Source organism: Brevundimonas sp. Leaf280, from assembly GCF_001422455.1.
Taxonomy (GTDB): Bacteria; Pseudomonadota; Alphaproteobacteria; order Caulobacterales; family Caulobacteraceae; genus Brevundimonas.
Genome location: NZ_LMNC01000002.1, coordinates 327234 through 338801, shown reverse-complemented (window position 1 = coordinate 338801; position 11568 = coordinate 327234). Strand labels below are relative to the sequence as shown.

Here is an 11568-nt window from a genome sequence, read left to right as displayed (position 1 = left end):
TTCAGCACGCCAACCCTTCTTTTTGCGGGCCCCCGAAGTGTCGTTGTCGGGAAGACAGGCCGACGCCGGACGAGGCAGAAATCAGGATTGAAAACGTCCTATGCCAGCGCGGCTTTACCACTGTAGAGGTGCGTTATCGCGCACAGGAACGGTGAGCCAGGGGGCGTCGTTGCCTATCCATGAGCGACCTGACAGCCAATATCGTGGGTACAGCGGCGGCGGTCTGCTCGATTACGAGCTTTGCGCCCCAAGCCCTCAAGATTTGGAAAGAGCGCGACGCGTCTTCGGTCAGCCTTAAAACATATTCGCTTACCGTTACCTGTTTCATCCTCTGGGTGGTCTATGGCGTCATGACCCAGGCCTGGCCGGTCACGGTGTCAAACAGTTTTGCTCTGGTCATGGCGGCGTGCGTCCTGATCATGAAGTGGCGATTTCGCGATGGCGATCCTGACGAGCATTAGGTCGCATCGACCGGCTACCGCCTATCCCTCGCCTTGCCCGTGCTTGTCAGACGTGGCCTGGTCAAACCGGTATTGCTGAGGAGAGCCATGCAGACGTGCTAGTTGTCCGACCAACAAGCGGCAGCAATGGACGATCGGTCAGCAATTCCTAGACAGCGCGGACCGCTCGAGATTGACCCCGGTCGAAAGGCGTCAGCCGAAGAGCCCGTGCAGCCACCAGCTGAGATCGCCGGTCTGAGGCTGTTCGCCATCGCCGCGTCGAAAGACCCAGAAGCGGTGCCCAGCCTCGTCTTCAAGCTGGAAATAGTCGCGCACCGCATCGCGTTCGCCGTCGCGTCGCCACCATTCGCCGAAGATCCGCTCAGGACCGTCAGCGCGCCTGACACGGTGGCGGACGCCGCGCCAACTGAAGGCGACTGGCGGCTGGTCGGGCAGGAGCGCGACGGCCTCTATGGCTTCGGGCTTAGCGAGCAGGCGGGAGGGGCGCGGCCAACGGCGGGTCCATGTCTCCGATACCGGCGGAGCAGTCGGCGACAGTTTGCGGATTGAGCGTTCGGGCACGTCGCTCTGCGCGGGGGCCATCCGGTACAGGTTTTGCGGGCCGAGACGATTGGCGAGCAGATCAACAAGATCGCCGATGTCGGGCGTCGCCGGGCCGCACAGATCGCCGGAACTCGGCGACCAGTCCAGCGGCAGGACGACCGGCGCCGCCAGGACCATGGCCTCCACGCCGAGGCCAGGATCGATGGTTTCAATCTTGTCGCAGAGCAGACGGGTGAGCCGCGCGACATCACGGACGGGGCGCGCCAGTCCGACGCGGATGGCCTCGGTCCGGTTGTCGATCCGTTCAAAACTTAGGTCGAGTCGCGACGCCCCAAGCCCTTGAGCTTCGAGCGCCTCGCTCAGGGCTTCGACCAGTTTCAGCGTGTAGCGGGCCAGGGTCTCGGGCGCGCCGATCGGCTCGGCGAAGACCCGCCGGACCTGGATCAGCTCCGGAGCGTCGATCGGGGTGATCGGTTCCTGGGCGCGGCCGTAGGCCTGATCCAGGCGACGGATCAGCTCCGGTCCGAAACGCAGGGCCAGAGGCGCGCGAGGTTTGGCCTCCAGTTCGCCTATGGTGTCGATCCCCAGACGTCCCAGGCCTTCGACCATGTCGGCGGCCAGGCGCAAGGCGCGCAAGGGCAGGCGACGGATGGCAGGCCCCCCGCGCGCGACGACGATCGTCGGTTCGGCGAGGTTGCGGGCCAGGGCATGGGCGGCGCCCCACGTGTCGGCGAGGGCGGCGTGGGCGCCCAGGCCGACAGCGGCGGTCTGGGCGATCAGATCCTCGAGCAGGCCCTCATCGCCGCCGTAGCGATGACCGGCCCCGGTGACGTCGAGCACAAGGCCGTCCGGCGGGTCGGCGGCCACGATCGGCGCATAGCGGCGCAGCGCCCAGAGGGCGAGTTGGTCCAGGGCGGCCGCATCCCCAGCGGGGTCGAAGGGATGGACGACAAGATTGGCGACCAGGGCCCGGGCCTGGGTCGCTGCCATGCCGGGATGCAGACGATGGGCGCGGGCGGCGGGGTCGGCGGCCAGCACCACGCGTTTGCGGCCCTGGCGCCCGACCAGGACAAGCGGCGTGTCAGGCGACGGCGTGTCGGGTCCAAGCCGGCGTCTCAGCCGATCGGTCGGCAAGGTGGGGAGGTAGAGCGAGACGACCCGTCTCATCGCAGGCTTCCAGTTCGAAATCCGCGCAGGCTCCGGCGCGGCAACGGATCAGCTCGACAAACCAGCGCGGGCGGCCGACGCCGGGCACGGGCAGGGGGGCGGAGGGCAGGGCGGTGACCCGCCAGCGGGTGGCGGCGGCAGTCGGTTGGCCGAAGTCCGCCGCCTCGGCCTGACGACGCCATCGTCGGACTGCCAGTCCGAGCGAGCCCGTGTCCTCGGCGACGAGCTGCAGGCGCCTCGACGCCGTCATGGACAGGCGGGCGACTTCGCCCACGACGGCGCCGAAGCCGCCGTGACGAAGGCCGTCCTCGAATGCGGCCAGCAATCCGGCCTCGTCGCCGGCCTCCACATAGATGACCCGGTTCGAGGACAGCCCCGCCTGCTCCAGCGCCGGCGCGAACAGATCCGGGCGGGTCACGCACCAGAGGACCGGCCCTTGTGTGCGCGCCGCGACGCCGGCCGCAAACAGAGCGGCGACGGCGCCGTCAATGGCCCCGTCGCCGCCGCCGGCCACCTCATGCAGTGCGCCGAGCGCCAGTCCTCCGGCGGGCAGCCGGCGATCGAGCGCGGCAAGGCCGAACGGCAGCACTCCGCCGGGCGGACGTCGATCCGCCTCTATGCGCGCGATCTCCGTGCGAAGCGCCTGAAAGGATGAAGAGGCGGCGGACATGATCTCCTGAAACCGAATGCGAGCTGAATGTTCTGTATTTGTTCTTATTCGAGCGTGTGAGAGTCAAGGCGGATCGCAACAGCGCTGTGGATCGCCCTGTGGGTGGCGCCCATCCGGCCCGCTGCGCGTTAGCTCGACGATGACGCGGCCTTCCCGACACCCCACGACGCCAGACGGCCGCTATTTCGTGGTGCGAGGCCGGCTGTGGCGGTGCTCCAATCCTGCTCTTTCGGCGGAGGCGAGGGACGAGTTGGTACATGATCTGATGTCGGCGCGCCGGGCGGTGCGGACGGCCCTGACGGCTGAGGATATGGACGCTCTAGCCGGAGCGCGGGGCAGCGTCGATAAGGCCAAGGTCGGATTGGGGGAGCGGGGCCCGGTGTGGTGGACCGACGGCTCGCCAGATCTCAATCGGCACATGGCGCGAAACACCCCCTATGCAGACTGGTTCGCCAATCTGGGCGAGACGAGCAAGTGACGACAGCTCTCGACCGTTTCGTCCTTGCTCAAGACCCCGTGTTCGAAACGGCGATGGCCGAGCTCGTGGCGGGTCGCAAGACAAGCCACTGGATGTGGTTCGTCTTCCCCCAGGCTCGGTCGTTGGGACGGTCTTCGACGGCTGCCTTCTATGGGATCGGATCGCTCGCGGAGGCGCAAACCTATCTGCTGCATCCCGTTCTAGGGGCGCGTCTCATCCGCGCCGCCCAGAGCGCGACCACGGCGCGGGCGACTTCATTGCATCAGCTGTTCGGATCGCCCGACGATCTCAAATTCCGATCATCGATGACGCTATTCGCCGCCGTGGCGGCCGATCCGACCGTGTTCGACGCAGCGCTCGCACGCTGGGGCCTTTCGCCTGATCCGTTGACCGCAGACCTTGTGTCGACCGCGAGGACAGGACCGGATCGTCTTTAAATAATTGCCAGAGTTTTTACGCGGTTCAGGCGTCGATAACTGACAGAGCGCCGTCGGGCAGCGGGCGCTGAAGCGCCTTGGCCGTCTCCCACGGCGCCGTCATCCAGGCCTCGATCTCGTCGGGCTGTGTCAGGATCACCGGCATGGCCTTGGGGTGAACCGCGCCGACCTCCGCGTTGGGTTCGGTCGTCAGGAAGGCGAAGACGTCGATCGTCTCCATGCCGGTCTTGACCTTGCGCACGCTTGTGTGGGCCTGAAGGTGAATGCCGGCGAAGAAGGCGAGGGGCTCGGGATCGTCCCCGGCGAGCTTGAACCAGACGGGTCGGTATTTGCCGGCGGCGTCCCGACCTGGTTCGCTAAAGGCCGTGAAGGGGACCAGACAGCGCGACGCTGGCGACAGATGCGGGCGCCAATGGCTGGAGCTGGTGTTGCGGACGTTGGTCGTGCCGCTGTCGGGCTCGAACTCCAGAATTTTCTGAAAGTCCACCTCGCCGCCCTTGGCGCGCAGCTTGTCGGCGCGCTTCGTCGCATTGTCGAAGATCATCCTTTTGGACGACGGCATGCCCCAGCGCGCGGATGCAAGGATGCACTCTGCGCCCTCCCAGCGCACGATCGGCGCCGGATAGTCGGGATAGATATCGCCCGGCGCGAGGTTACCGACGGTCGACCGCATCGCGTTCGCCGCATCCATTATGGCTTGGGGGCCAGAGCGCTGGCGATACAGATTGCACATCAGGCCCTAGCCTTTTTCAGATCGGCAGCGAGGGATTTACGATCCGCCTCATAGGTCGCATCCGCCTCCTGACGCGCCTGGCTTAGCGCGGCCTGTTGTTGTTCGAAATCAGCCATTACCGCCCGATGACGTTCGTCCAGATCGGCCAGCGCCGCCTGAAGCTTTTCGATTTTGGCGGCCCTCGCCTTGGACGGTCCCTGAGGTCTCGTGGGTTTAGCCTTGCCAATCTTGCCGACATCGATCGCGAGGCCGCGTTCGACGACCTCGCCAGGAGAGGCCAGCGCGGCCTCGAAATCCGGTCCGCCGGAAAGCTGGCTGGCCAGGCCGGTTGCGAACAGATCCTGCTTTGAGCCCCAGGCCTCCAACGCCTTGGGTCGCGAGGTTGTGGCGACGGTGAAGGCATGAAAGCCGTCGGACCAGGTGAAGACCTTCAGCTTGGCCGCCATGTCAGTCGATCAGTCCGCGACGCTGCATGTCTATGATTATCGGATCGGTCAGCGAAGCGATGACCTCCATGTCAAAGGCGTCCTCCGCTTCCGTCTCATCGGCAAATGAGCGTGGTTGGTTCTGCCGCAGTGTCGAAAGTCGCCAAGATGACTGGACCACCTGCTGCCGGGCCAGATGCTCGATGCGTTGAAGGCGAACGCCTGCCCGTGATCTGATGAGGGTCTTGCGTGTCGCCATCAGGTAGTCCTCCCAACCGAACCCTGACACGCAGGTCGGCGAATGTGGAGTCGCGACCGTGCATGGGACCAGTCTGAGTAAGCGCACGACTTGCACGGCACCAGATGGGTCTGCCGTCCCCGCCCGCGACATTTGTTCCACCCATGGCCACGCTTGAAAATCTTCCATCGTTCATGAGCGCCTAAAGGCGAGCGAAGCCTAGCGTTCACACAAATCAAATCGTTGGCAAAACGATTCCACCCTAAAGGGGCCGATAGGAAAATCATCCTGTGAAGGATGATGCACACATTACGCACGCCTGCGTTGGGTCCAAGTCGCTGTATTTTAACATGAAAAACCGGGCGCAAAATGGGTCATAAGTGACCCACAACATCGCTATGTCTATTTACCGTGTCTAATCAGTCATCTAAATGGGTTGCCGACGATCCACCCCTACTGGAGAAAATCAGTGGTTACGCGACGCCCGCGCATACAAGCCTACATCGAATATGACGTTTACCGTCGGGCGGAAAATCAAGCCAAGCGGCTGGGAAAGACAATGAGCGAGCACGTGTCGGACGCGTTGGTCGCTTACTCACCTGACATGACGGAGTGGTCTGCCAAGCAGGCCGGCTATCAGACAATGATGATTTTGAGCCTCACCCTGGCGATGGCGAAAAGAACGATGAGCGAAAGCGACATTCGGCAGGCAAGAGAAGTTGCGGGCCAAGCTGCCGAGATCGTGTTCGGTCGGTTGGGAGAACGTCCATTCCATCCCAGATCGGAAATCCCAGAAGATAATCGTATGGCGGCCCTTTTTGAGGCTTTCAGGTTTGACTGACCTCGACGAAGCCCGACCGCTTCGCGAAAGGGCAGGGAGCCGCACCGAATAGCTGATCGGGCTGGCGTGTTCCGGCGGCGCATTCTCTTTCATTGCCATCGGATCCGCTTCTGGTTGAGCCGGTGTGTGTCATTGGCTGGCCGTGGCTGTGGTGGTGTGTTCTCGAGGCAATAGGCCAGCACGGCCTGGGGTACGCGGGTATTCGGCGAATCGGGCTCAGGACCGAAGTCGTCCTGCTTCATGCGCCAGTAGCCGGGGCTGTGCTGCCAGGATCTGACGCGATGGAACCATTGCACCTCAGCAGGGGGCCGGCTTCTCAAGAACAGATCGTCGGCCGATGGCAGGTAGGCTTCCCAGCCTCGCTTCTCGGTGAGCCAAGTATGGGCCGCCCCCATGAACCGCCCGTCTTGGTCCTTGGCGTCAGGGGAGGCCGCCACGAAAGCACCGACGGCGATCCGGAGCGACAGAGCAGGGGTTCCCTCGCTCACGATGCTGGCCACGGCTTCGCGGATCTTGGACTTGTTTGATCTGCTCGCCGAGCCCTTCGGCATCATCGCGAAAATGCGGTCGGCTTCGCTCTCCTCGTCACGAGAAAGCGCAGCGCTTCTTTCAAAGAGTTCTCTCAAAGGGTTAGGCGGAACTGGAGTTCCGGTCTCTCTGGAACTGGAGTTCCGGTCTTGAGGGGTAAGGGCGGAACTGTGGTTCCGGTCATGACTGGAACTGGAGTTCCGGTCTTTTAGGATCGGTCGGTACCTATCGGGCCGATGGAAACCTCCCGTCTGGATATCGAGATGCCCTTGGGTGTGGAGGATCTTGAGCAGCTTTCTGATATGACGATCGGACACACCGGCCATCTCGCCGAGGGTGGCTTGGCTGGGCCAGGCATCGCCGGTTTCGCGGTTCAGGTGGCGCGCGATGCCGAACGCGACCGCGAAAACTGTGGCGCTCAGCTCACCATCGTCCTGCACCTGCTCCAGCCACGCGAGCTTGTTGGCGGTGAAACGGTCAGACATGAGCAAGTCGCACCGTGAACGCTTGCGGAACAGAGTGTGGGGGATTTTGTGACGCGGTCCCTCCGGATTGTGTCGCACAGACCCTGTTTGTTCCGGTTCGTTGGCTCTTGCCGCAACGATGAAACGCCCCTAGAAGGCCCGTCCTACCTCGATGCGGATGTGGCGGAATTGGTAGACGCACTGGATTTAGGTTCCAGCGCCGAGAGGCGTGGAGGTTCGAGTCCTCTCATCCGCACCAAGAAAAAAAAGGCCCCGGATTGCTCCGGGGCCTTTCTTTATTCCTGGCCTATCGCCCTTGGGGCTACTTGAGGCCGATAGATGGGCCTGCCGCGATCGGTGCGACAGGCCTCGCATTTCGTCTTAGCGGATCGGCGGCACGGGCGGCGGCGGAACGTCGCCGTCGGTTTCGTGAACCTCGACCAGACCGCGACCCAGGTGGCTCTTGCGATAGCCATAGGCGAAGTAGATCAGCAGGCCGATGCCGCCCCAGATCGGCAGCACCATCTTGGCGTCGTGCGGCAGGTTCCAGAACAGGAAGGCGCAGCCGAACGCCGACAGGGGCGCGAACACCCAGATCAGCGGCGTACGGAACGGACGCTTGCGGTTCGGATCCTTGACCCGCAGCACCAGCACCGCGATCGACACCATGAAGAAGGCGAACAGGGTGCCCGAGTTCGAGATGTCGGCCAGCTGACCGACCGGGAACAGGGCGCCGGCGATGGCGACCGCGATGCCGGTGGCGGCGGTCACGATATAGGGCGTCTTCCACTTGGGGTGGATCTTGGTCAGGCCTTCCGGCAGCAGGCCGTCGCGCGCCATCACGAAGAAGATGCGGGTCTGACCGAAGATCATCATCAGGATGACCGAAGGCAGGGCCAAGAGAGCGGCGGTGCCCAGGGCGTTGCCGATCTGGGGGTGACCGACGACGCGCAGAACGTGGGCCAGGGCCTCATTGGAGCAGACGAGCATTTCGGCGTTGGCAGGCAGGGCGCAGGCGGCGACGAAGGCGGGCGAGCCCGGCTGGACCGCTTCACCGGCGGCGCCCAGAACCGGCTGCGCGCCGATGGCGCCGGCGGCGCCGAGCGCGACCAGCAGATAGAAGACCGTACAGATGGCCAAAGAGCCGATCAGGCCGATGGGGACGTTGCGCTGCGGGTTCTTGGTTTCTTCGGCCGCCGTCGAAACGGCGTCGAAGCCGACATAGGCGAAGAAGATCGAGGCCGCGGCGCCGACGATGCCCATCCCCGAATATTGGCCGAACAGGCCATTGGGAGCGAACGGCGACAGGTTGGCCGATTTGACGACGGGCAGGGTGATGACGATGAAGACCGTCAGGGCGACGACCTTGATCGCGACCAGGATTGCATTGACCCGGGCCGATTCCGTGGTGCCGACCATCAGCAGGGCCGTCACCAGCAGGGCCACGACGATGGCGGGGATGTTGACGATCCCGGCCGAGAAGTCGGGCGTGGGGATGAAGCCGTTCATCGACCAGGTCGGCCCGGCGGATAGGAGGTCGGGGAAATCGAATCCCAGCCCCTGTTCTATCAGCCCCAGCACATAACCCGACCAACCGACCGACACGGCGGAGGCCGCCACGGCGTACTCCAGGATCAGCGCCCAACCGACCGTCCAGGCCAGCAGTTCGCCCATAACGGCATAGGTGTAGGTGTAGGCCGAGCCCGAAACCGGGGCCATCGACGCCAGTTCGGAGTAGCAGAGCGCTGCGACCGCGCAGACGGCGCCGGCAATGACGAAGCTGATCATCATGCCCGGTCCGGCCTTTTGGGCGGCCGAAGCGGTCAGGACGAAGATTCCGGTGCCGATGATGGCCCCGATCCCCAGAAGCGTCAGTTGAATAGGACCAAGCGACCGGTGAAGCGACTTCTTCTCGGCCGTGGCAAGGATCGCGTCGAGCGACTTAACGCGCCACATAAAATACCCCCACGTTTTGATGCAGCCCCTCGGCTGCTTGGGGCGGACGCTAGCGACGGATGAGGCGGCGCGCAACGCGCATGACGGGGTGGTTAAGGCGCGACGACGCTTTCGTGATCACACGTCGGCAGGCTAGAGGCGACGCATGCTGCCCATCCACGCCGTGCTTGAACCGCTGAAAGTCGCCCTGAGCGCGGGCAATACGGCCGTGTTGGCGGCGCCGCCGGGTGCGGGCAAGACCACGGTCGTGCCGCTGGCTCTGCTGAATCAGCCCTGGCTGGAGGGCAAGGTGCTGGTGCTGGAACCGCGACGCCTGGCCGCACGGGCGGCGGCCGAGCGGATGGCGACGACCCTGGGCGAACAGCCGGGCGGGACGGTGGGGTATCGCACCCGGCTGCAGAGCCGCATCGGGCCGAATACGCGGATTGAGGTGATTACCGAGGGCGTCTTCACGCGAATGATTCTGGACGATCCGGGGCTGGACGGCGTGGGCGCGGTCTTATTCGACGAATTTCATGAACGCAGCCTGGACGCCGATCTCGGGCTGGCGTTGGCGAGAGACACGCAAAAGCTGCTGCGTGACGATCTGCGGCTGCTGGTCATGTCCGCGACGCTGGATGTGGTCGGGGTCTCGCGCCTGCTGGACGGCGCACCGGTCATCGAGGCGTTGGGTCGGGCCTGGCCGGTGGAGACCCGGTATCTGGGACGAAACCCGTCCGAGCGGTTCGAAGAGGCCGTGGCGCGCGCCTGTATGACCGCGCTGGGGGACGAGACGGGGTCGGTGCTGGTCTTCCTGCCGGGGCAGAGCGAGATCCATCGTGTCGCGCGGCTGGTAAACGACCGGCTGCGGCTACCGAACATCGATGTCGTGCCCCTGTATGGCGGACTGGACCGGGCCGAACAGGACCGGGCTATCGAACCGGCGGCTGTGGGGCGGCGCAAGCTGGTGCTGGCGACCTCGGTTGCGGAAACCAGTCTGACCATCGAAGGCGTGCGGGTCGTGATAGACGGCGGCCTGTCGCGCGTGCCGCGGTTCGAACCCTCCAGCGGCCTGACCCGGCTGGCGACGGTCAAGGTCAGCCGATCCTCCGCGGAACAGAGGCGCGGCCGGGCCGGGCGCACCGAGCCGGGCGTCTGCTACCGCCTGTGGGATGAGGAACAGACGCGCGGGTTGGTCCCGCATCAACGGCCGGAAATACAGGAGGCGGACCTGACCGGGCTGGCCCTGGACCTGGCCCGGTGGGGCGCACGCTCGGCGGAGGGGCTGGCCCTGCTTGACCCGCCGCCAGCTGGGGCCATGGCCGAGGCGCGCAAGGTGCTGACACGGTTGGGGGCGCTGGGTGCCGATGGCGGACTGTCGAAACACGGGCTGCGCCTGACGAAGATCCCGCTGTCGCCGCGGCTGGCCCATATGGTGGCTGTGGCGTCCGACGCCGGCAATGCGGTGACGGGCGCACGGATCGCGGCCGTATTGAGCGAGCCGGGTCTGGGTGGATCGAGCGTCGATCTGGCGGATCGCCTGATTGGGCTGGAGCGCGATCGGACGCAGAGAGCGCGCGATTCGATCAAGCTGGCGGAGCGCTGGGCGCGGGCGGCGGGCGGCGGGTCCGGTCGGACGATCGATCCGGGCCTGCTGCTGGCGGAAGCTTTCCCGGAGCGGATCGCCAAGGCGCGGGGCAAGGCCGGCGAACTGTTGCTGGCCAGCGGGCGAGGTGCGGTGCTGGAGGCGACGGATCATCTGGCGCGCGAACCTTGGCTGGCGGTGGCGGAACTGGGCGGCGGCGACGCACGCGATCGTGTGCGACTGGCGGCGGCACTGGATGCGAACCGGATCGAGGCCGATCTGGCGCGGCTAGTCGCGGTCGAGGATCGGCTGGTGCGCGAGCCGTCGGGGCGGTCTGTGATCCGCCGGTCGCGGCGCATCGGGGCCATCGTGCTGGATGAAAAGATCGTCGGTGCGCCGGATGCGAAGACGCTGGCCGCCGCGCTCAGGGCCCAGGTCGAGGCGGACGGGCTTGGTGCGCTGAAATGGGGCGAGCAGGCGTCGGGCCTGCGCGCACGGCTGGCCTTTCTGCACGAGCGCGATCCGGCTTGGCCTGACGTATCGGACGGCGCCCTGCTGACGGCGCGCGAGGACTGGCTGTGGCCCTTGCTGGAAGGGGCCAAGTCGCTGGAGGGGATAGCTGACTGCCGTCTGGCCGAAGCCCTGCGCAGCCTGATCCAGTGGGATCTGCGACGCCGTCTGGACGAGCTGGCGCCCCCGCGTCTGGTCACGCCCCTGGGCTCGGCGGCCATCGACTATGCCGCCGAGGGCGGGCCGCGCGTGGATATTCGGGTGCAGGAACTGTTCGGCGTGACGACGCATCCGACCGTCGGCGGCATGCCGTTGACCCTCGCCCTGTTGTCGCCGGCGCGACGGCCGGTGCAAGTCACCAAGGACTTGCCGCGCTTCTGGTCTGGCTCATGGGCGGCGGTGCGTACGGAGATGCGCGGCCGCTATCCCCGCCATCCTTGGCCGGAAAACCCGGCCGAGGCGCAAGCGACGAATCGGGTCAAGCCGCGCGGCACCTGATCGCCTTGACGCGGCGGGCGGGAAACGGGCATCGCTGGGACAACCGGGAGAAGAA

12 protein-coding genes and 1 tRNA gene are annotated in these 11568 nt (G+C 65.4%); 6 read left to right on the top strand and 7 right to left on the bottom strand.

Annotated elements, in window-relative coordinates:
* Positions 1 to 179 precede the first annotated feature (179 nt).
* Positions 180 to 461, top strand: coding sequence for a SemiSWEET family sugar transporter (locus ASF31_RS05245; RefSeq protein WP_055753660.1), 282 nt, complete (start codon positions 180 to 182; stop codon positions 459 to 461).
* A gap of 192 nt (positions 462 to 653) precedes the next feature.
* On the opposite strand, the gene ASF31_RS05240 is transcribed toward ASF31_RS05245, so the two are convergent.
* Together ASF31_RS05240 and ASF31_RS05235 are read right to left on the bottom strand one after the other, a co-directional pair.
* On the bottom strand, positions 654 to 2171 hold the full coding sequence (locus ASF31_RS05240) for a DNA polymerase Y family protein (RefSeq protein WP_055753659.1): 1518 nt from the start codon (positions 2169 to 2171) through the stop codon (positions 654 to 656).
* Positions 2086 to 2841 (bottom strand): ImuA family protein, encoded by a 756-nt coding sequence (locus ASF31_RS05235; protein ID WP_156355875.1) that lies wholly within the window; start codon positions 2839 to 2841, stop codon positions 2086 to 2088. The genes ASF31_RS05240 and ASF31_RS05235 overlap by 86 nt, the downstream gene beginning before the upstream one ends.
* Positions 2842 to 2980: 139 nt before the next feature.
* On the opposite strand from ASF31_RS05235, the gene ASF31_RS05230 reads away from it, so the two are divergent.
* Positions 2981 to 3319: a hypothetical protein gene (locus tag ASF31_RS05230; RefSeq protein WP_055753657.1), complete on the top strand. Its 339-nt coding sequence runs from the start codon at positions 2981 to 2983 to the stop codon at positions 3317 to 3319.
* Positions 3316 to 3756, top strand: coding sequence for a DUF1810 domain-containing protein (locus ASF31_RS05225; RefSeq protein ID WP_055753656.1), 441 nt, complete (start codon positions 3316 to 3318; stop codon positions 3754 to 3756). The genes ASF31_RS05230 and ASF31_RS05225 overlap by 4 nt, the downstream gene beginning before the upstream one ends.
* A 25-nt stretch (positions 3757 to 3781) precedes the next feature.
* Here ASF31_RS05225 and ASF31_RS05220 read toward each other — a convergent pair whose 3' ends face one another.
* The 3 genes from ASF31_RS05220 to ASF31_RS05210 are packed head-to-tail and all read right to left on the bottom strand — an operon-like array spanning position 3782 to position 5173.
* Positions 3782 to 4489, bottom strand: coding sequence for an SOS response-associated peptidase (locus ASF31_RS05220; RefSeq protein ID WP_055753655.1), 708 nt, complete (start codon positions 4487 to 4489; stop codon positions 3782 to 3784).
* Positions 4489 to 4935 (bottom strand): hypothetical protein, encoded by a 447-nt coding sequence (locus ASF31_RS05215; protein ID WP_055753654.1) that lies wholly within the window; start codon positions 4933 to 4935, stop codon positions 4489 to 4491. The genes ASF31_RS05220 and ASF31_RS05215 overlap by 1 nt, the downstream gene beginning before the upstream one ends.
* Position 4936: 1 nt before the next feature.
* Positions 4937 to 5173: a hypothetical protein gene (locus ASF31_RS05210; RefSeq protein ID WP_055753653.1), complete on the bottom strand. Its 237-nt coding sequence runs from the start codon at positions 5171 to 5173 to the stop codon at positions 4937 to 4939.
* Positions 5174 to 5588: 415 nt separating this feature from the next.
* Between ASF31_RS05210 and ASF31_RS05205 the strand changes: the two genes are divergently transcribed.
* Positions 5589 to 5993: a hypothetical protein gene (locus tag ASF31_RS05205; protein WP_162233937.1), complete on the top strand. Its 405-nt coding sequence runs from the start codon at positions 5589 to 5591 to the stop codon at positions 5991 to 5993.
* A gap of 89 nt (positions 5994 to 6082) precedes the next feature.
* On the opposite strand, the gene ASF31_RS14405 is transcribed toward ASF31_RS05205, so the two are convergent.
* Complete coding sequence (locus ASF31_RS14405; RefSeq protein ID WP_156355874.1) at positions 6083 to 7006, bottom strand: helix-turn-helix domain-containing protein; 924 nt, start codon at positions 7004 to 7006, stop codon at positions 6083 to 6085.
* Between the two features lie 153 nt (positions 7007 to 7159).
* Between ASF31_RS14405 and ASF31_RS05190 the strand changes: the two genes are divergently transcribed.
* Positions 7160 to 7244: transfer RNA gene (locus tag ASF31_RS05190), tRNA-Leu, on the top strand.
* Positions 7245 to 7366: 122 nt separating this feature from the next.
* Here ASF31_RS05190 and ASF31_RS05185 read toward each other — a convergent pair.
* Entirely contained in the window at positions 7367 to 8941 is a 1575-nt protein-coding gene (locus ASF31_RS05185) for an amino acid permease (RefSeq protein ID WP_055753649.1), read from the bottom strand.
* 145 nt (positions 8942 to 9086) lie between these two features.
* On the opposite strand from ASF31_RS05185, the gene hrpB reads away from it, so the two are divergent.
* Positions 9087 to 11513: an ATP-dependent helicase HrpB gene (gene hrpB / locus ASF31_RS05180; protein ID WP_055753648.1), complete on the top strand. Its 2427-nt coding sequence runs from the start codon at positions 9087 to 9089 to the stop codon at positions 11511 to 11513.
* Positions 11514 to 11568 lie beyond the last annotated feature (55 nt).

Bases quoted from the DNA above. Each gene is read 5' to 3' on its own strand.
- ASF31_RS14405 (WP_156355874.1), bottom strand. From the start codon at position 7,006: ATGTCTGACCGTTTCACCGCCAACAAGCTCGCGTGGCTGGAGCAGGTG.
- ASF31_RS05235 (WP_156355875.1), bottom strand. From the start codon at position 2,841: ATGTCCGCCGCCTCTTCATCCTTTCAGGCGCTTCGCACGGAGATCGCG.
- ASF31_RS05220 (WP_055753655.1), bottom strand. From the start codon at position 4,489: ATGTGCAATCTGTATCGCCAGCGCTCTGGCCCCCAAGCCATAATGGAT.
- ASF31_RS05245 (WP_055753660.1), top strand. From the start codon at position 180: ATGAGCGACCTGACAGCCAATATCGTGGGTACAGCGGCGGCGGTCTGC.
- ASF31_RS05185 (WP_055753649.1), bottom strand. From the start codon at position 8,941: ATGTGGCGCGTTAAGTCGCTCGACGCGATCCTTGCCACGGCCGAGAAG.
- hrpB (WP_055753648.1), top strand. From the start codon at position 9,087: ATGCTGCCCATCCACGCCGTGCTTGAACCGCTGAAAGTCGCCCTGAGC.
- ASF31_RS05210 (WP_055753653.1), bottom strand. From the start codon at position 5,173: ATGGCGACACGCAAGACCCTCATCAGATCACGGGCAGGCGTTCGCCTT.
- ASF31_RS05240 (WP_055753659.1), bottom strand. From the start codon at position 2,171: ATGAGACGGGTCGTCTCGCTCTACCTCCCCACCTTGCCGACCGATCGG.
- ASF31_RS05230 (WP_055753657.1), top strand. From the start codon at position 2,981: ATGACGCGGCCTTCCCGACACCCCACGACGCCAGACGGCCGCTATTTC.
- ASF31_RS05215 (WP_055753654.1), bottom strand. From the start codon at position 4,935: ATGGCGGCCAAGCTGAAGGTCTTCACCTGGTCCGACGGCTTTCATGCC.